This is a genomic window from Cohnella lupini, assembly GCF_003386205.1.
GTDB classification, from domain to species: domain Bacteria; phylum Bacillota; class Bacilli; order Paenibacillales; family Paenibacillaceae; genus Cohnella; species Cohnella lupini.
The window spans coordinates 1-19,140 of sequence record NZ_QRDY01000039.1; the positions used below are offsets into that span (position 1 = coordinate 1).

Sequence of the window (19,140 nt, forward strand, 5' to 3'; positions counted from 1 at the left end):
TCCTTCTTGGTTGGCTTCGTAACCCCGAGAATACCCTACTTTTTTGTTGCCTGAGAAGGCGCCAAATTTTGGTACACAGACTACTTTACATCACCCACTTTCGGCAAAATAGCCGTGCGGGGCACGCTTATTTCGCGCGGGGGCGGCTTTTTCGGCAGAATAGCCGTGCGAGGCACGCTTATTTCGCGCGGGGGCGGCTCTTTCGGCAGAATAGCCGAGTGGGGCACGCTTATTTCGCGCGGGGGTGGCTCTTTCGGCAGAATAGCCGTGCGGGGCACGCTTATTATTGGGTCTTATTGATACATCGTGTGCGAATCCGGCGTGCCGGCCCGGATCCGATTGAAATGCCTAGCCAGATCGGGCTGGAGCTCGTTACGGAAAAAAACATCGGGACTGCACCCCGCAAACGCCTTGAAGTCGTGCGCGAAGTGCGCATGATCGCTGAAATCGCAAGCTTCGATAATATCCAAATAATCGAGTCCCGACTTTCTGAGCTGAATCGCTTGCTGGAATCGGACGATATTGGCGAATTTCTTGGGCGTGGATCCGATCAGCGCCTTGAACTTCCGCTCCAGCGTCCGCTTTCCGACGAAAAACTCTTCCGCCAGCCGCTCAATGGACACTTGCCCCCGTTGAAGCTGAATTTTTCTGGCTATTTCCGTTATCATCGGGTCTCGAGTCCTCTGTTCGAATACGGATAATAGAAAAGCGCAAACGATTGCCACCCGTTCCTCCGCGGCGGATGCTTCGCGAAGTCGGTACTCCATCTCGGAAACCAACCGCGGCGGAAATAGTTGATTCAGATCGATGTTGGCGTCCTGAAATTCATGCACCGGATACTGGGTAAACGCCGCCAACCCGCCGGGCTTGAACCGAACGATAATGGTTCCGATCGCCCCCGTGCTCGCGTATTCCCGGAAGCTAGTCTGCAACCCCGATATTCCGCTCGTACCCAACAACTCTTCCTTGCTCCCGCCGATTACTTTCATCCGGTTTCCGTATTGAATTCCGATGACCGCCATCGTAGACGGCAGAACCTTTACCGGATTCCGATTGGCGTAATTCAAAGGATTTAAGTCTTCCTGCAAGAGAATGCTGTCGATATAGTCGCCTAAGCGCGAAGGCGAATGGAATTGCCGCATCAGCATCGGTTGTTCCCTCTCTCGTCCCCAATCGTTAATTATTCCTATTGTACTGTATTTATTAATACTTAGGTCGCCGCTGTCAGAATTTCACCTAGGAGAAAACAGCGTTCTCGACGGTTACAACTCACCCCAAAGTTGCTCCGCGGACTCGCTCGATTGAGCGGAATTATAGGGAGATACACGAAATATTCGAGTATCGCGAGCGATTTTGGCGGAATAATGGAGAGATGCACGAATTATTCGAGTAACCGGGGTGCCAAGAGGCAGTTTTGGAATGAGATGTTCGAATTATTCGAGTTATCGGGAGCGATTTTGGCGAAATTGTTGGGAGATGCACGAATTATTCGAGTAACCAGGGTGCCAAGAGGCAGTTTTGGAATGAGATGTTCGAATTATTCGAGTAACCGGGGTGCGAAGAGGTAGTTTTAGAGTGAGATGTTCGAAGTATTCGGTATCGGGAGCGATTTTGGCGGAATTATGGAGAGATGCACGAATTATTCGAGTAACCGGGGTGCCAAGAGGCAGTTTTGGAATGAGATGTTCGAATTATTCGAGTTATCGGGAGCGATCTTGGCGAAATTGTTGGGAGATGCACGAATTATTCGAGTAAAGGGAACAGTTTGGCGGTCTCGGTCTCTATTGAAGGAAGAGGGCGGAGATAGCACGATTTCGCTACTATTTCGGCTCGATTCGACTATAGTGACCGGAGGACCGAAGGTAATGAAAAACCTAAAGATTTTAGGTAAAATACACAATATTATTGGGGTTCGACTCGTCCGAATATTTGGTAAGATAGGGGTGTTACGCAATAACATGGAATCAGCCGAGGAGGATAATGAATTTGGAAAATAAAATCGAACGAGACAAACCGCTAGTCACCCATATTTATACCGCCGATCCTTCCGCGCACGTATTCGACGGAAAACTATACATTTATCCTTCGCACGACCTCGATCACGAACAGATCTCGAACGATAACGGCGATCAATACGATATGGAGGATTATCACGTCCTATCCTTGGACGACGATCTTGCGGTCTGCAAGGATCATGGCGAAGCGCTTCACCTTAAAAATATTCCATGGGCCAAAAAACAGCTTTGGGCTCCCGACGCCGCATACAGAAACGGCACCTATTATTTATTTTTCCCGGCCCGCGATCACGAAGACATCTTTAGAATCGGCGTAGCGACGAGCTCCGATCCCGCCGGTCCTTTCGAGCCTCAGCCGAACTATATACCGGGAAGTTTCAGTATAGACCCTGCCGTATTCGTCGAAGAGGACAAAGCATACGTGTATTTCGGCGGTCTCTGGGGAGGCCAACTGGAGAAGTGGCAAACGGGCGCTTTCCGTCCGGATGCCGAGGGTCCTGCCCTTACGGAGCCTGCTCTGGGACCTAGAGTAGCCGAATTAAACGATGACATGCTAACTTTCAAGGAGTCCCCGCAAGAAATAGCGATCGTGGACGAGGACGGCAATGCCATTGTCGCCGGCGATGAGGAAAGAAGATATTTCGAAGGTCCTTGGGTTCACAAATACAAGGGGCTTTACTATCTCTCTTATTCTACCGGAACCGCGCACACCATCGTGTACGCCGTAAGCGATAATCCGAAAGGTCCTTACGTATTCAAAGGTAAGATCCTTACGCCCGTCGTAGGCTGGACCACGCATCATTCCATCGTTCAATATAAGGATAAATGGTATTTGTTCTACCACGACAGCTCCCTGTCCGGCGGAGCCGATAACAAGCGCTCCGTGAAGTTCGCCGAGCTTGAATACAACGAAGACGGCACCATTCGGACGATAGAGCCCTATGCGAAATAACCGCCGTCACTAGCCAAGAAGCCGACCCCTTTTTCCCGGAGTCGGCTTCTTTCATTTTCATGATTGTTATTTCTTGACGACCGGAATCCATATTTCGCTGCGGTAATTCGGCAACGTCGTATCTTTGCTTTCGTTCCACAGAATTTCCGGTCCTTCGCTTAGCTCATACCCCGACATCGCAAACCATTCCGAATAAATTCTTCCCCACACGTTCTGTAACGCTTCCGGAAACGTACCTATTGCGGTAAATACCGCCCAGGTCGATGAAGCTACGGGCAAAGCTTGCCACTTTCCGGAGGGAGCTTCGACGGCAGCTACTCCGATATAATGGTCAAGCTCCCCTCCCTCCGATCTTCCGTCCGAGAAATTCAAGGAAGCGCTCAGTAATCCCTTCGGCTCCGCGCTCGATAATTGCTTTAATTCCGTTATATCGTCAGGCGTAAGACTTTCCCACATAGCCTGAATCCCGGGGTTGACACCATTGTACTGAAGAGCGACTCTTCTCTTCAGTCCTACGATATAAAACGGTTCTTTCTCCACGATCCGGTAGTCCATTTCATTTCCTCCTTGTACGGTTAATCGAAAAGTCATGGGCGGAACGGCCTTCAGCATCGTTCCGTTGTTCCTCGCGTCCGTCGGCGAAACTCCATGCAGGCTTTGAAACGCCCTGGCGAACGAATCCGGTGATTCGTAGCCGTACTTCATGGCGAGATCGATGATCTTGATGCCGCTGGTACCCAATTCCAGCGCCGCTTGCGCCAACCGCCTTCGTCGAATATACTCGCCGAGCGGCATTCCGCTTAAGAAGGAAAACATTCTGCGAAAATGATATTCCGAGCAGCAAGCAAGTCGCGACACTTCGCCGAAATCGATCTCGTCCGCCAGGCGGGATTCGATATATCCCATGGCGAGGTTCAATTGTTTTAACGGCTCCAACCGCTCAACCTCCTTTCGTATCCATCGTACACAAATCGCTTAATTCATACCCGACATATTCGGTATGGCTTTCGCCGGTTCTTGCCATTCAAGCGGTTGCCGAGCTTTTGCCTTCGAACGAATTCTCACTCGACAACACTCCTCCGAAGATTAACTTTGGCCTAGCAACAACGAGCTTATCTGTTCTCTACGAATGCTCTTACCTCTTTCTTATGGCCTTATTGAGAATCATTATCAATATAGACCGTAAGAGAAGGCAAAACAATGGAGAAAACGTAGCCAGATGTTTGTACAAATATCAATGCTTCCGATTCTTTTTTACCCGGACGCACTCCAGTTGATATAATACGTTTGAAGGAGCTGATAAACGATGAATCGATTGATCGACCAATATATTCGCAACGAGCAAGAGAGTGCCCGAGCAGGCAAAGTCGAAGAGTTAGCTGCCCGCTTTGCGACGAGAGCAAGCAAACACGACAGGGAAGGATCGTTTCCGTTCGATAATTTCGCCGACTTGAAGGAAGCCGGGTACTTAAAGCTAACCGTTCCCCGGCAATTCGGAGGAGACGAAATCTCGCTGTACGAGCTCGTATTGCTGCAAGAACGGCTCGCTTACGGAGATGGCTCGACCGCGCTGGCCGTAGGATGGCACGTCGGCCATATTCTGCACCTCCGGACGACAGGCAAATGGCCGCAAGACCTCTGGGCCGATTTATGCCGTTCCGTCGCGGAGGACGGAACGATGATCAACACGTTCGCAAGCGAAGCGGCGACCGGCAGTCCGAGCCGGGGCGGACGGCCCGAAACGACGGCTATCGCCGTTGACGGCGGTTGGCGAATAACGGGACGCAAAACGTTCAGCACGCTGTCGCCGATTCTCGACCGTTTCGTGGTATCGGCTTATATCCCGGACGAAGATTGCACGAGCGACTTTCTTATTATGCGAACGGAAGGCGTTACGGTTGTTGAAACCTGGGACTCGCTCGGCATGCGAGCAACGGGAAGCCATGACGTGGCGTTGGACGGCGTCTTCGCAGGTACGGACATGCGTCTTTCCGGCAAAGGCGCGGACGACGGAAGCGGCTGGCTTCTGCATATTCCGGCTTGTTATACGGGCATCGCCCTAGCGGCTAGAGACTTCGCCCTTGAATTCGCCCGCTCCTATAAGCCTAACTATATGAATGCTCCTATCGCCTCTCTTCCCTCTATCCAGCAATTAATCGGAGAGATGGAAGTCGAATTGCGAACCGCGCGCTCGCTCCTGTATTCGGCGGCCGATCGCTGGGATCGGGAGCCGGAATCCCGGCCTTCGTTGAAGCCGGATCTAGGCTTGACCAAGTACGTAGCCGTCAATAACGCCATCAGAGTCGTGGATCTGGCGATGAGAATCGTTGGCGGCACGAGCTTGTCCCGCGAGCTGCCGTTGGAAAGATACTACCGGGACGTACGGGCAGGCTTGCATAACCCGCCGATGGATAACGCGGTGCTTCAGACTTTGGCTTCAAACGCGTTAAACGAAGACGGCGGCGCGAAATCCTAACGCCATGCGGATACGATAATCAAATTACTTCCAGCCACATGCCGATAACCTCTGCCAGCTTATCTTTCTTGGCGAGCACGTCTCCCATATCGGTCAGTTTGACTGTAGCCCTATCGACCGCGGCCCATTCCAGCAGTCCCGTAGGGTCATCGATCAATGGCGCGCCTTCCGCTCTTTGCTTCACCTTCGCTCCGCAATGAAAAACAAGCAGAAAATAGTCCTTGCCGCGCAAATTGAACGTCACCCGATCCTCCTCCCGATACCGGAAGCTCGGGGCGTTCCATTTGATATGCGGCTTCAATTGGGGATAGTTAGCGGATATATTCTCAAGGACAACCTCGATTTCCGGCTTGAGAGGATGCTCGAGATCGTTCATAAACGCCTCCAATTGCTCGATTCCGGTCAGCTTGGCATCGCTTTTCCCGGACTTGCCGGATTTACTTTGATCCGATGTCATCTTTACGCATCCCCTTTTAACGTTGAATACACTTACGCGACCGCTCTCATCCTGGGGCAGATAGGAACAAATCATGGAGATCCCGCGCAATAGCCCCCGTATTACCCCTCAGAAAATATTCATGACCGCCGAATCTCTGTAACGCTTCATGATCCGGCAGCCATACCCATTCGTCGATCTCGGTCTGACAACGATGAGCACGAAACGAGGCGAGCTTCGCCTCGAGATGAGCGCGCACGTCGATCTTGAACACATCGCTCCTCGAATATCCGAACCGCTCCGGCCGCTTCATCTCTTCCCCGAAAGTAATGAAGTACAAAGCTTTGTCGTTCCCTGCGACGCGGCGGAAAGCGGCAGTCGTCGCTTTGCCTATCGCGCAATGGTCCGGGTGTCCGCCCAGCTTCTCGTGAAAAGTGAGCACGACTTCCGGATTCAAATCTCGAATAAATTCCTCGATTCGGGAAATCAGAATGTCTTCCTCGATAAATTCCACCGTTTTGTCGCGGATATCAAAGAAATGAAGATGCTGGATACCGAGGCTCTCGCAGGCCTGCTTAAGCTCCAATTCACGAGCGGCGGCCATCGATTCGCGGTTTAAGTACGGAGGATTTCCCATTCGGCGCCCCATTTCGCCTCTCGTGGCGCTCACCAACGTAATCTCGACTCCCTCGCTAGCGTATTTCGCAAGCGTGCCTCCGCAAATAAACGACTCGTCGTCAGGATGGGCAAATACGGCTAGAAGCTTTTTTACCGGCGCTATTTCTAATTTACTCATTCAGGAAACGGCTCCTTCCCCAAGTGCAGAGCGACATTCATCCGTCCTCTATCGTCATAACCCGCCAACAGCAAACGACCTTTCTCATCCGTTTCGTAATGGGTGAGAGCTTCCATTCTTAGCCAGCCATGCCCGTCAAATCGAAGAGCTACGCGAAAGGGGCCTTCCCCTGCGATTAACGCATCCGTTACCTTGACTTTGAAATTGCGGACGAAGACGAACGAAGTCGCCTCGCTGTGAATATAGACGTCCGCCCCGACGAAGGCTCGCAATTCGGCCTCCACTTTCCGTGCGATTATTTTATTCATATTATTTTGTTCTCTTTTCTATAATGATTTATGGTGCTAGATAATCGTATCATATTTTTTCATTTTTAGATTGCGAAATAACTGAGTGCAATATATACTGTTTATATAACATACAGTTTTGAGGAGGGGAACAAGCATGCGTGGGAATGTCATTGAAGTTAAAGGACTACGCAAAAAATTCGGTCATCAGATCGTGCTAGACGGCATCGATCTCGCCGTTCCGACAGGCACGGTTTATGCGTTGCTCGGTCCTAACGGCGCCGGCAAAACGACCTTGATCAACATCATGTCCACATTGGTGGCTCCGGATGAAGGTTCCGTAAAGATAGCCGGGTACGATATCGTTACCGACAAGAACATGGTGAAACGTTCCATTAGCCTTACCGGCCAATTCGCGGCAGTCGACGAAATGCTGACGGGCGAGGAAAATCTAAGGATGATTTGCAGGCTATCCGGTCTTACCGTCGCGGAATCCAACGTTCGGACGGTTGAACTCCTGCAGCATTTCGACCTTACGGCGGCAGCCCGGAAAAGCGTTAAGACCTATTCGGGCGGGATGCGCCGACGGCTCGATATCGCTATCAGCCTCGTGATCAGTCGGCCGGTTCTCTTCCTGGATGAACCGACGACCGGTCTGGATACCATTAGCCGTCGCGCCCTGTGGAAAATCATCGATCAACTGAAAGAACGGGGCATCACCGTTTTCCTTACTACGCAGTATTTGGAAGAGGCGGATCAATTGGCCGATATCATTACGGTAATCGACGAGGGACGCGTCGTTGCGACGGGGACGGCCAAGGAATTGAAGTCTCGCGTCGGCGGCGAAGTTATTGAATTGTTCAATGATAAGGATGATCTGATTCGAACGGTATCAACCACCGGAAGTATCCACGATATTAGGCAGAAACTGAATGAGCTTGCCTCTATCGTGTCGCCGGAATTACGGGTGAACATCCGTAAACCGAGCATGGATGACGTATTTCTCGCGCTTACCGCCAAAGAAATGGAGAGATCCCTATCATGAAGATACACGGTTCCATATCCAAGACCGCTTCCTTCCGCACAACGAATGCCGTCTTCATCGGGCGCAGCATTCGCCTTAGCTTGCGCAACGCCGAAGCCTTAATCATGGCCATTATGCTTCCCGTTATGCTCATGCTGCTGTTCACATACGTGTTCGGGGGATCGATCGACCCAAGCGGCAACTATGTGAACTATGTCGTTCCCGGGATCATACTTCTCTGCGCCGGTTTCGGCTCTTCCAGTACGGGAGTCGATGTGGCTCATGACATGACGAACGGGATCATCGACCGGTTTCGGACGATGCCGATCCAAAGTTTGAGCGTCGTCACGGGTCATGTCGTAGCGAGCCTTGCCCGTAATCTGCTGGCAACCGCGGTAGTTATAGGAGTTGCTCTGCTCGTCGGATTTCGTCCTTCCGCAAACGCGTTAGAGTGGTTGGCGGCCATCGGAGTCATTAGTTTGTTCATCCTTACGATCACTTGGTTATTCGCCGCTATAGGGCTGGTTGCCGGCAGTCCGTCGGCCGCCAGCGGTTATGGCTTCATCTTGTTGTTCCTTCCCTACTTATCGAGCGCGTTCGTCCCGACGAGCTCCATGCCAAGCTGGCTGCAAGGGGTGGCGGAGCATCAACCGATTACGCCGGTCATCGAAACGATTCGCGGTCTTCTCACGGGAACGCCGATCCATGATAGCGCATGGTGGGCCGTCGGTTGGTGCGCGCTTATTCTGCTGCTAGCCATTTTATGGTCCATCGTTTCCTTTAATCGCAAAGCCGGACGTCGTTAATCGGGATTCGCCATATTGCAGACAAAAGAGAACGGCAGATCCGGTTATTACCGGTCTACCGTTCTCTTTGCTTTCTATTTACGTTCACTTTACGTTCGCTTCAAGTTTTCTTCTTTTCCAGATAATACTGAATGCCGTCGAGAATCCGTTCCAACCCGAAATCGAAATCGTTGCCGACTCCGTTCTCGCTTTCATCCTCCCCGGTATACACGCCGGACGCAATAAGCGGATGAAGGTTCGGATACCGCTCCGGCTTGACTAAATGATTAAGCGCCGCGGTATAGTTCAATCCGCTGAAGGCTTCGAGGCTGCTTCCCGCTTGGATGGCCCGAAACATATCCCTTTGGATCATACCGGTCGACCGCGCATAACTGCTTAGCAGGAGTACGATCGACATTTTCTCGTAATCGCTCAACGGAAACTCGCGCATCGATCTAAGCGCCCAATCGACAACCAGCAGATTATTCGGACCTAGGGGGACGCTCATGATCGGGATATCGCCGAACCAGTGATGCTCCCGGAAGACGACTATGCAAGCCCTCACGTATTCCCGCATCTCTTCGCGCCAATCCGTCTCCGCTTTCTCCGGCGGAATGGAAATCCCGCATACGGCATCCTGCATAAGCAGCAGCAGATCATCTTTGCTGGAAATATATCTATAGAGAGACATCGTCGTAAATCCTAACGATCCAGCTACGCGATTCATCGATACGGCGGCGAGTCCATCCTTATCGGCTATCTCGATAGCCGCGTCGACGATTTTTTTGATGCTCAGCTCGCCTTTCGGACCTCTCTTCGGCTGCTTCACGATTCCCCAACTCAGCTTCGCTCCGTTAGGGAAATTTTCCAACGCTTCGTGATCAAGGTGATCGCTCTTCTGCATGTTTCCTTGCCCCTCCACCATTAGCTTCTCAACGCTCCATCACGGCCGTACATAGCCGATTACATAAATTGTATATGACGTAAACAGTATATCACAACAAAGATGCAATCCGAAATCTAGTCGTCAATAAAAGCGATTTGTATCAAGTCCTTCGCTTTCTTAAGCGTCCGCGCGTCCAATTGTCCAATTATCGAAGCATCCGGTGAATGTCGCTCAGTTCGCTCTCGCTTGCTTGCCGGGAAGCGCCAATTGGGTCACGAGGAGCGCTTCCGTCCTCCGGCGAATGGGTGGGGATAACGTTACGGCATCATTCTATTGCCGCTAAATGGGCGGGTCCCATGGAGATAAGGTGATGCCATAGCTTTATTGTTCGATTTTCTTGTGCTCTGAGTGCCAAATTGTCGATATAGAGTTACGGCGTAACGTTTTTTGCAAGTCAGGGGGTCAAACACGAGCGATAAGGTGTTCACGTAACGCTAAGCCCCATAGGGGAAAGCCAGCGTAATGCTCCGAGCTCGAAAAAGGTTAAGTTTCCGTCGCTCCAGCCTCCGTAACTTGCTCAAGGCAAAAAAGTCTCGAGGGGTACGCTCAGCGTATTGATTCTAGTTCCGTCCTTGGCGCTATATTCGAACAATTCCAACGTCAAAGTACCGTTGATCGGCAATTGTTTATGCGGAATCGAGATGTTCAGCGTAAATTCGGACCACGCAGGTGCTCCTTCGTCCAACGCGTACGACTTTTCTAATAAGTAATCGTGGCCGTCTTCTACGGCATAATTCATCGTAGCTTCGAACACCCTGCCTTCTCCCGTAACGGTGTAATGGCCGGCGGTTCCGCTCGCTCGAACGTTGCGAAAAGCATTGTTTTGCGCCGATTGCTCTTCTCCGTTGCGAATTTCCACCCGTTTTAAGACAGAGTTCCAGTTCACGTTTGCCCCTAATAAGTTTCCTACCGCCCTAAGCGGAATATACGTATTGCTTTGGTAGTTCAATATAGGCAATTGCGAGTTTACGTATGAAGTACCGTTCACTTCGATCGGATACCCGACCTCCGTCAAGGCGTACTGCTTTACTACCGCGGCCATCGAAGGCATCGCGAACATAAGCGCTCCCCCAACTAACAAGCCGATAACGAACTGTCTATATTTTCTCATAGCCCAGTCACCTCGCTCTATCCTATTACCCTCTTTGGGGCATGTACTATCTTATGCGGATAGAGTCGAGACAGAAGCGTAATCTATCGAATCCGGAATTGGAAATAGAATTGGAAATAGAATTGGAAAAACCGCCTTCGAATAACCAAGGCGGTTCCGATTTCATAGATAGTCATACCGTGGCGATCCTTAATTCAATCCGTGTTCTTCCCGAATTTTGTACAGAGCTTGCAGGAGCAAGTCCGAAGGATCCCGATTCAGAAGCAGATGCGTATACAATAAGTGCAGAGGAATCGCGCATACGTTATTGCCGTCTTTGATCGCGACGAATCCGGCTTCGAAAACAGGGCCGTGCTCTTCGTTCCAATCCAAGCCTGCATGTACTTGCTCGGGCGCGAATTCCTCGCGAATTGCCGCCGTGCATTGCGGGACCAACACGTTGTCGATGATCGCTTTGGCTTCGTCTTCGCTTGCCGGCGGTTTAGGAAGTTCTCTTCCCCCTTCGATTCTCATCATCTCGACGAAAAACGAAGCCATCCATTCGGCCGCATCGCTGCCCGATTGGAACTTCGAGACCAATTCCCGAAGAAAAAAACCGCAAGCATATCCGTTGTTCGATTCATCCTTTACTCGATATACGAACACCGGACCGTACATTTCTTGGTTCAATACCTGCGCCTCGACATCGTCGAAGTGCATTTTCAAAGCGACGAGGCCGTTATGGTGAACGGCCTTGACCAATTCAGCCCACTGCTCTTCGGATGGGGCTGCTTGATCGTTGTTGGTTTCCGTGTTTTCCGCGTTCGTTGTCTCGTTGTTCACCATGTTTGCTTCACCCGCTATCCATCATATCATCTCGTTCATTGGACAGTCCAGTTTGCCTAGCGATCTTCAATAATCTACCACGGGTTACTCCTGAATTTCTTTCCCGTAATTGAAGCCGTTTAAGGTAAATTTTCCTGCTTTATAAGTTACATCCGCAGACAGTTCTCCGATAAACTCGCCACCTGAACGATGCGGTTTTTTGGCGGTCTCTATGAGTATTTATCAAAGCAAATTAGCGGAATTAAGTCCGGCGCATATAAGCGCGTACCGTGATCGGAGCGAAGATCGCCACGATGACGGCGGCGCCGATGAGCGAGATGGCGAGATCCCAGCCCACGGTTCCGGAGTTCGCTAGATCCCGGACGGCGCTGACGAGATGGGACACCGGGTTGATGTTAACGAACCATTGCAGCCATTTCGGCATCGTATCAACCGGAACGAACGCGTTGGACAGGAACGTGAGCGGGAAAAGCACGAGCATCGATATCCCTTGAACGCTAGAGGCCGTACGCGCAATGACCCCGAAGAAAGCGAAAATCCAACTGATCGCCCACGAACAGAAAATAACGATAATGGCGGCGATTGCTACGTTGCCGAGTCCGCCTTCGGGCCGATAACCCATGATGAATCCCATGGAGAAGGTGAGTACGGTCGCAATGGAATACCGGACGGTGTCCGCTAACAAGGCACCGGCCAACGGCGCTATTCGCGCGATGGGCAGCGACTTGAACCGATCGAAGACGCCTTTATCCATGTCCTCGCGTAGCTGGACGCCGGTGACGATTGAAGTCGTGATAACGGTCTGCACGAGTATGCCTGGAATGATGACGGGCAAATAGCTCGCCACGTCACCGGAGATCGCGCCGCCGAAGATGTAGGTAAACATAAGGGTGAAAATGATGGGCTGTAGCGTTACGTCGAACAATTGCTCGGGCGTGCGCCGAATCTTCAGCAGCCCCCGATAGGCCATCGTCAAAGAATTGCGCAAGGTTTGGCCGAAGCTCGTATAGTTTTTCAACTGCCGTTCGACGCCCGGCTTGATGGATGCGTTTCTCATACTCTAACCACCTCCGCTTTGTCGGATTCATCGGAAGTTAACGACGTTTCTTCTTTAACGCCATGACCGGTGATCGTTAGGAACACCTCGTCGAGCGTCGGCTTCTGCACGCTCATCTCGGCCAAATGAATCCCCGCCGCGCGAAGGGCGATTAGCAGGTCGGTGACCGTGTCGGCATTCTCCATCGGCGCGGTGATTTTACCGGCTCCCGCCGCTATGTTCGCTTGGACCTTGAGCACCTGCTCGACGATCTTGCGGGCAGCCTCGATGTTCAGCGGGTTTTCGACTTTTAACTGCAACGATGAAGTTCCGATCGATGCCTTCAGTTCGTCCACGGTCCCCTCGGCGACGACATGGCCCCGATCGATAACCGCGATCCTGTCAGCCAACTGATCCGCTTCGTCAAGATACTGCGTCGTCAGAAGCACGGTCGAACCCGTCTTCACCAAGCGACGGATCGTATCCCACATCTGAGCGCGAGTTCGCGGGTCCAACCCGGTAGTCGGCTCGTCAAGGAAGATGAGCGGCGGCTGAGCAATAAGGCTTGCCGCCAAATCCAGCCTGCGACGCATACCGCCGGAGAAATTTTTAAGCGGTCGTTTGGCCGCCTCCGACAAGCCGAATTCTTCAAGCAACTCCTCCGCTTTACGCCGCGCCTCCGCGCGCCCCAGTCCGAGCAAACGGGAGAAAATGATCAGATTCTCGGTAGCGCTTAGCGACTCGTCGACCGATGCGTACTGACCGGTCACTCCGATTAATTGACGGACGATCTGCGACTCCTTCGCTACATCGTGGCCGAAGATTCGCGCCGATCCCGCGTCCGGACGAAGCAAAGTCGCAAGCATTCTGATCGTCGTCGTTTTGCCCGCTCCGTTCGGACCGAGCACTCCATATATCGTTCCTGTTTTCACGTTCAAATCAACGCCGTCCACCGCGCGATTCTCGCCGAAGATTTTAACCAAACCATGCGCTTCGACTGCCCAATCGCCGGGCTTCGGCTCGATTTTTTTCGTATGTCCAACATTCATTCGTATTTCCTCCTAGTCAACTGAATACTTAGGATATTAACTTGCGACTATGAACTGAATGTGAACGAATAACGCTAACGATTGCGGAGTTTTCCTGGGGAAGCGCCGTAATTCCTTTTGAACAAATGATAGAAGTGGCTTAGATTATCGAAGCCGGCTTCGTAAGATATTTCTAGAATCGTCAAATTCGTCGTTAACAGAAGATTTTTAGCGAAGCCCAGCCTCAGATGATTGACGTAGGCCGTCGGCGTCGTATGGAGATATTGCCTGAATACGCGGTTCAAATGGCCGACGCTATGATTGGAGATGGCGTTTAACCGATCCAAGCCGCCCGTGAAATTCTCTTTTTTCTGCAGCTCCATGAGCAACGAATCCAGCCATTGCGGCATGATTTTTTTGTTGGCGTCCTGATCGTGGAAGAAATAATGAGTCAACGCATCCGTCAGAAAGCTCCGCGCCAATATTCTAGCCTTCGTCTTGTCTATAGTCGTGTAATGAGGAATCAACGTGCTCTTCCGGACAAGCGCTTCCGCGTCGATATTAGGCAGCACGATGCAAGGCGGCATTATCGAGCTTTTTAGCTTTTGCGCGAATAACGGACTTTCGAAATAGTTGAAGGCATCCTCCACGACCTCTTTGTAGAAGTTCACGTTAATAAATTGGCAGTCCGTATCCTCGTAAAAGTCATAGCGATGAGTGTCGTCGGGACGGATAAATACCATCGCGTCTTTGTCCAATAGCTGAGCTTCGCCATTAATATGATGCACGCATCTGCCTGCCGTAATAATAAAAATTTCGTAATAGTCATGGCGATGCAGCGGAGTCGTGTGTTTAATGGAATACTCGATATGAAAATTGGACTGTACCTGAGGATCTATAAGCGTTGCGGCTTTCAGGACGGAAACCTGCATCTTCGTTTCACCTCAAGGGTAATAGTTGGGATTACCATGTTAATATAGCACAATAAAAGGACGAATCAATACAAGACCGCATCTGCGATCAAGTGCTACTATAACGCTGTATAAGGGCTATGGTCTCCTATATGCGCAAATAACGCCATAACCATTTAGTACAATTAAACCCTTGAGAAGCAGGTGGAAATCTAATGCTCTTGTTAACGCTGAACGGCATATGGAAAATGAAAAGAACCGACGAAACGGAATGGATCGACGGGAATGTGCCCGGTTCCGTCTTTCATGATCTACTGCAGGCAGGAAAGATGGAAGATCCGTTCTTCCGGGATAACGAATACGATGCTCTCGAGCTGTCCAAATTCGACTATGAATACGCAAGGGACTTTTATGTCGAGAACGATACCCTTGACCATGACGTCGTCTTGCTCCGCTGCGAGGGCCTAGACACCTTATGCGAGCTTTTCGTTAACGGAAAATCCGTATTGAGCGCGGATAATATGCATAGAACTTATGAGGTCGACGTCAAAAGCCTGCTCGTTCCCGGCAAGAATTCGATCCATGTCGTCATTAAATCGGCTACCCTATACGCTCTGGAGAAAGAAAAGGAGCAGCATCTGTCGAGTTGTGCCGATGCGGTGCCCGGCATTTCCCATATTAGAAAGGCGCATAGCATGTTCGGCTGGGATTGGGGTCCGCAAATTCCCGATTCGGGAATTTGGAGAGATATTTCCCTTGTCGGTTACGACACGGGGCGGATCGACGATGCGTACGTCACCCAGAAGCATTCGGACAACCATGTTTCACTTCACGTCAAAGTAGATATACAAAACTGGAATAATTCCGAGCTCAATCTGAAGGCGCTTCTAATGTCCCCAAATGGAAAAACTTACGAGCAAGAGACTGCCGTTAGCCGTTCGGACGCTACCCTTACGCTTGAAATCCCGGATCCGGAAATTTGGTGGCCTCGTCATTACGGAAGCCAGCCGCTTTACTCTTTAACCATCCAGTTGTTGAATGGAACCGAAGCCATCGACGGAAAATCCCTTAAAGTCGGACTGAGAACCTTAACTATCAGACAGGAAAAAGACGATTGGGGCGAATCCTTCGAATTCGAAGCCAACGGGAAACGTATTTTCGCCATGGGAGCGAATTACGTGCCGGAGGATAACGTATTCGGCCGGATTAACTTCGCAAGAACGGAAAAATTAATTAAAAGCTGCGTGGAAGCCAACTATAACTGCATCCGCGTATGGGGCGGGGGATATTATCCCGACGATTACTTCTACGATCTATGCGATCAATACGGCTTGATCGTCTGGCAGGATCATATGTACGCATGCGGCAATTACGATTTTAACGATGAATTCAAGGAAAGCATTCGTCTGGAAACGATCGACAACATGAAGAGAATCCGTCATCATGCCTCCCTCGGGATATGGAGCGGAAATAACGAGCTGGAATACGCGTGGGCTTACTGGGGCTGGGGAGAACGATACGGAGAGAAGCTTCAGGAAGATTACCTCAAGCAGTTCGAAGAATACCTGCCGGAGCTGTCCAACTCGCTGGATCCCGAAACGTTCTACTGGCGCTCATCCCCTTCCTCAACAGGTCGGTTCGATGACCCGAACAACGAGCACATCGGGGATATGCACTATTGGGACGTCTGGCACGGGCGCAAGCCGATTACGGAATTCAGGACCCTTTATCCGAGATTCATGTCCGAATTCGGTTTGCAATCTTTCCCGTCGTTGAAAACGGTCGAAACCTTCACGCTTCCGGAGGACAGGAACATTTTCTCCTACGTCATGGAGTCCCATCAGAAGAACGGAACCGGCAACGAGAAAATACTGTACTACATCGGGGAACACTTTAAGTATCCCAAAAATTTCGAGTCGCTCCTGTACGCTTCCCAACTCATTCAGGCCGAAGGCATGCGCTATGGAGTGGAGCATTGGAGGCGAAATCGCGGAAGATGCATGGGCGCGATTTACTGGCAGCTGAACGACATCTGGCCCGTTGCGTCTTGGTCCAGCTTGGACTATTACGGCAGATGGAAAGCTTCCCATTATGCGACGAAAAGATTTTTCGCCCCGGTACTCGCCTCGGCCTGCGAGGAAGGGACGAACGTTGCTCTCCATGTGACCAACGAGACGTTGAACAAAGTGGAAGGGGTTCTGACCTGGCGTCTGATGGATCACCTGTCGGAAGTCATTCAAAGCGGCGAGCTGGCAGTCTCCGTAGACGCTCTTTCCTCGCGGGAAGCGACCAACTTGGACTTCGGCAGCGTTCTGGACACGAAGCAAAAGCTTAGACGAAGCTACCTTGAATTCGACTTCAACGTGGAAGGCCAATTGGTAAGCGGCGGAACGGTTCTCTTCGTTAAATCCAAGCATTTCAATTATTTGGATCCTAACATTAGCGCGCAAGTGTCCGAGACGGAGGATCGGTTTACCGTTGAAGTTCGAAGCCGGGCTTTCGCCAAATTCGTGAAGCTCGACTTAACGACGGCGGATTCCATTTGGAGCGATAATATTTTCGATTTGTCGGCTTCCCGTCCGAAAGTAGTCACCGTTCTCAAGAGCAGCCTGTCGGAGACGCTGACTCTTGGAGAATTTCAGGAACAGCTTACTATTCAAAGCTTGTTCGATACCTACGAGTAAAACAAAGAAATCGCTGTATCGCCTCTAGGGAGCGATGCCGCGATTTCTCTATCTTACCGATCGACTCTCAAGCTTTAACAGCAAGAAAATCATTGACGAGGATCGTATCGATGCCTTGACCGAAGAAGTACTCGGCTTCCTGCCGATTATCGCTCCAGAACAAATTGCACTTCATGCCGTGATGATGGGCTTTATGAATCATGTCCTTGGTCAGGTGCGGCTTACAGAATTGTACCCTTTCGCAGTCGTATTTCAAGGCGTTCTCTACGATGGTATAGTTCATGTGACCTTCCAGACAATTTCGGCTCAAGTGCGGCGCGATATTCTTGGAGGTGATTAACACGTCTTTCTCGCCCGTTATATAGACATAATCCCGGCAATCATACTTGTCGACGAGATCGGAGATCTTGCGGAATATCGCGGAGTCATAAGGTTTGACGTCCGGGTTGTTTTCCCAAGCTAGCTCCTCTTCGATAATGATTTTCTCGTGGCTGCCTTCCATGTCGATCAGGATGTTCTCATAGTACGTCTTGTGCAACTCGATATGACGCTGTCGCATTTGCGGCGACGGAGAGTAACCGGTATCCACGGACTTCAAATGAATATTCATAATCGTTTTCTTCCCGAACAAAGCGAGTACTTCCTCGAAGGAAGGGAACCGGGTGCCTCTGAACCGGGGATCGAACCAGGAGCCCATGTCCAACGACTGTATGTCGGCCATCGTAAGCTCGGTGAGTTTGCCCGTGCCGTTCGAAGTCCTGTCCACCGTGGTATCGTGGCAAACGACGATTTCTCCGTCCTTCGTGGGCCAAAGGTCAAACTCGATTTCTTCGGCGCCGAGCGCGACGGCCATCGCGAGCGCGGGAAGCGAGTTCTCGGGAGCCACGCTGTTGAAGCCGCGATGCGAGCACAATCGAGGGTACTTCTCTTCCTTTTCGGATAAAACGGGTCTGATTCGCATCATTCATACTCCTTTCGGTCGGACAATCAGGATTTGTTTTTCAGTTTAGGGTCCAGCTTGTCGCGCAGCCAGTCGCCGATCATAGAGATCTGCAAGATCAGTAGCACGATAAGCACGCTCGGGACGATCGCCATCCACCAGCTTTGCAGTAAATAATTACGACCGTCGCTAACCATGACGCCGAGCGAAGTACCCGGGGGCTGTATCCCGAGGCCGATGTATGACAACGAGCTTTCCAGCAGGATAAAGGAACTGAGATTCATCGTTGCATACACAATGAGCGGCGATGAGATATTGGTCAGGATGTGTTCAAAAAATATCCGCGTCTTGGTGGCGCCAAGCGATCTGCTGCTTTCCACGAAATTCGCCTCTTTTAACTGAATAACCTGGCTGCGCACGAGACGCGCGAATCCCGGCCAGCCGGTGACGCCGATTACGATGATGGAGGTAATGGCATCGGAACCCATGATCGTCGCGCAAATAATGCCGATAAAGGTTGTAGGGACGGATAACTGCGAGTCGGTTACGAAGGTCAGGACAAGATCGGTAAGCCCGCCGTTAAGACCGCTTAGCACCCCCATAATCAGTCCGAATATCGTCGCCAGCACCATGCCGGCAAAAGCAATGAATATAGAAGTCCGGGTAGCGTACAGCAATCGGATGCCGACATCCCGCCCCAAGCTGTCCGTCCCGAACAGATACTCCGATCCCGAATCGATAAACCGCGGAGGCTTAAATCGAGCCATCAGCTCGGTGTCCGAAAGATCAATGGGAAACAGCACCGGCGCGAGCATGGAAGCGATAACGATGAGCCCGAACGAAATCATTAAAAACAATATAAACGGAGGTATTTTCATCGGATCTCCT

18 protein-coding genes are annotated in these 19,140 nt (G+C 51.1%); 5 read left to right on the forward strand and 13 right to left on the reverse strand.

Annotation, left to right across the window (positions count from 1 at the left end):
- Positions 1-293: 293 nt before the first annotated feature.
- Complete coding sequence (locus tag DFP95_RS27470) at positions 294-1,148, reverse strand: helix-turn-helix domain-containing protein (protein WP_115995875.1); 855 nt, start codon at positions 1,146-1,148, stop codon at positions 294-296.
- 838 nt (positions 1,149-1,986) lie between these two features.
- Between DFP95_RS27470 and DFP95_RS27480 the strand changes: the two genes are divergently transcribed.
- A complete protein-coding gene (locus DFP95_RS27480; protein WP_115995877.1) occupies positions 1,987-2,967 on the forward strand; it encodes a glycoside hydrolase family 43 protein in 981 nt (326 codons plus the stop codon).
- A 66-nt stretch (positions 2,968-3,033) separates the two neighbouring features.
- On the opposite strand, the gene DFP95_RS27485 is transcribed toward DFP95_RS27480, so the two are convergent.
- Positions 3,034-3,903, reverse strand: a complete 870-nt coding sequence (locus tag DFP95_RS27485; protein ID WP_115995878.1) for an AraC family transcriptional regulator — start codon at positions 3,901-3,903, stop codon at positions 3,034-3,036.
- 370 nt (positions 3,904-4,273) lie between these two features.
- Between DFP95_RS27485 and DFP95_RS27490 the strand changes: the two genes are divergently transcribed.
- Entirely contained in the window at positions 4,274-5,443 is a 1,170-nt protein-coding gene (locus DFP95_RS27490; protein ID WP_115995879.1) for an acyl-CoA dehydrogenase family protein, read from the forward strand.
- 19 nt (positions 5,444-5,462) lie between these two features.
- Here the strand turns inward: DFP95_RS27490 and DFP95_RS27495 are convergent, their stop codons facing one another.
- From DFP95_RS27495 to DFP95_RS27505, 3 genes are read right to left on the reverse strand one after another with little or no spacing between them, the layout of a single operon-like run.
- Positions 5,463-5,900 (reverse strand): DUF1801 domain-containing protein, encoded by a 438-nt coding sequence (locus tag DFP95_RS27495; RefSeq protein ID WP_115995880.1) that lies wholly within the window; start codon positions 5,898-5,900, stop codon positions 5,463-5,465.
- Positions 5,901-5,946: 46 nt separating this feature from the next.
- Positions 5,947-6,675, reverse strand: a complete 729-nt coding sequence (locus DFP95_RS27500; RefSeq protein WP_115995881.1) for a PIG-L family deacetylase — start codon at positions 6,673-6,675, stop codon at positions 5,947-5,949.
- Positions 6,672-6,983: a DUF1806 family protein gene (locus tag DFP95_RS27505; protein ID WP_115995882.1), complete on the reverse strand. Its 312-nt coding sequence runs from the start codon at positions 6,981-6,983 to the stop codon at positions 6,672-6,674. Before DFP95_RS27505 ends, DFP95_RS27500 begins: the two co-directional genes overlap by 4 nt.
- 136 nt (positions 6,984-7,119) lie before the next feature.
- On the opposite strand from DFP95_RS27505, the gene DFP95_RS27510 reads away from it, so the two are divergent.
- Together DFP95_RS27510 and DFP95_RS27515 are read left to right on the forward strand one after the other, a co-directional pair.
- A complete protein-coding gene (locus tag DFP95_RS27510; RefSeq protein ID WP_115995883.1) occupies positions 7,120-8,007 on the forward strand; it encodes an ATP-binding cassette domain-containing protein in 888 nt (295 codons plus the stop codon).
- Positions 8,004-8,792 carry an ABC transporter permease gene (locus tag DFP95_RS27515; RefSeq protein ID WP_115995884.1) on the forward strand — a complete coding sequence of 263 codons (789 nt, stop codon included), beginning with the start codon at positions 8,004-8,006 and terminating at the stop codon, positions 8,790-8,792. Before DFP95_RS27510 ends, DFP95_RS27515 begins: the two co-directional genes overlap by 4 nt.
- A gap of 100 nt (positions 8,793-8,892) precedes the next feature.
- Here the strand turns inward: DFP95_RS27515 and DFP95_RS27520 are convergent, their stop codons facing one another.
- The 6 genes from DFP95_RS27520 to DFP95_RS27545 all read right to left on the reverse strand — a co-directional run bounded on the left by DFP95_RS27520 (position 8,893) and on the right by DFP95_RS27545 (position 14,649).
- Positions 8,893-9,675, reverse strand: a complete 783-nt coding sequence (locus tag DFP95_RS27520) for a TetR/AcrR family transcriptional regulator (RefSeq protein WP_115995885.1) — start codon at positions 9,673-9,675, stop codon at positions 8,893-8,895.
- 559 nt (positions 9,676-10,234) lie between these two features.
- Positions 10,235-10,828 (reverse strand): Gmad2 immunoglobulin-like domain-containing protein, encoded by a 594-nt coding sequence (locus tag DFP95_RS27525; protein WP_115995886.1) that lies wholly within the window; start codon positions 10,826-10,828, stop codon positions 10,235-10,237.
- 189 nt (positions 10,829-11,017) lie between these two features.
- On the reverse strand, positions 11,018-11,653 hold the full coding sequence (locus DFP95_RS27530) for a hypothetical protein (protein ID WP_245988023.1): 636 nt from the start codon (positions 11,651-11,653) through the stop codon (positions 11,018-11,020).
- A gap of 241 nt (positions 11,654-11,894) precedes the next feature.
- Positions 11,895-12,710 carry an ABC transporter permease gene (locus DFP95_RS27535; protein ID WP_115995887.1) on the reverse strand — a complete coding sequence of 272 codons (816 nt, stop codon included), beginning with the start codon at positions 12,708-12,710 and terminating at the stop codon, positions 11,895-11,897.
- Positions 12,707-13,738 (reverse strand): ATP-binding cassette domain-containing protein, encoded by a 1,032-nt coding sequence (locus DFP95_RS27540; protein WP_115995888.1) that lies wholly within the window; start codon positions 13,736-13,738, stop codon positions 12,707-12,709. Before DFP95_RS27540 ends, DFP95_RS27535 begins: the two co-directional genes overlap by 4 nt.
- A 74-nt stretch (positions 13,739-13,812) precedes the next feature.
- Positions 13,813-14,649 (reverse strand): helix-turn-helix domain-containing protein, encoded by an 837-nt coding sequence (locus tag DFP95_RS27545; protein WP_115995889.1) that lies wholly within the window; start codon positions 14,647-14,649, stop codon positions 13,813-13,815.
- Positions 14,650-14,843: 194 nt separating this feature from the next.
- Here DFP95_RS27545 and DFP95_RS27550 point away from each other — a divergent pair, with 194 nt between their 5' ends.
- Positions 14,844-17,312, forward strand: a complete 2,469-nt coding sequence (locus DFP95_RS27550; RefSeq protein WP_115995890.1) for a beta-mannosidase — start codon at positions 14,844-14,846, stop codon at positions 17,310-17,312.
- A 67-nt stretch (positions 17,313-17,379) separates the two neighbouring features.
- Here the strand turns inward: DFP95_RS27550 and DFP95_RS27555 are convergent, their stop codons facing one another.
- Both DFP95_RS27555 and DFP95_RS27560 read right to left on the reverse strand, forming a co-directional pair.
- Complete coding sequence (locus DFP95_RS27555) at positions 17,380-18,276, reverse strand: glycerophosphodiester phosphodiesterase (protein WP_115995891.1); 897 nt, start codon at positions 18,274-18,276, stop codon at positions 17,380-17,382.
- 23 nt (positions 18,277-18,299) lie between these two features.
- Positions 18,300-19,130 carry an ABC transporter permease gene (locus DFP95_RS27560; RefSeq protein WP_115995892.1) on the reverse strand — a complete coding sequence of 277 codons (831 nt, stop codon included), beginning with the start codon at positions 19,128-19,130 and terminating at the stop codon, positions 18,300-18,302.
- Between the last annotated feature and the right edge of the window lie 10 nt (positions 19,131-19,140).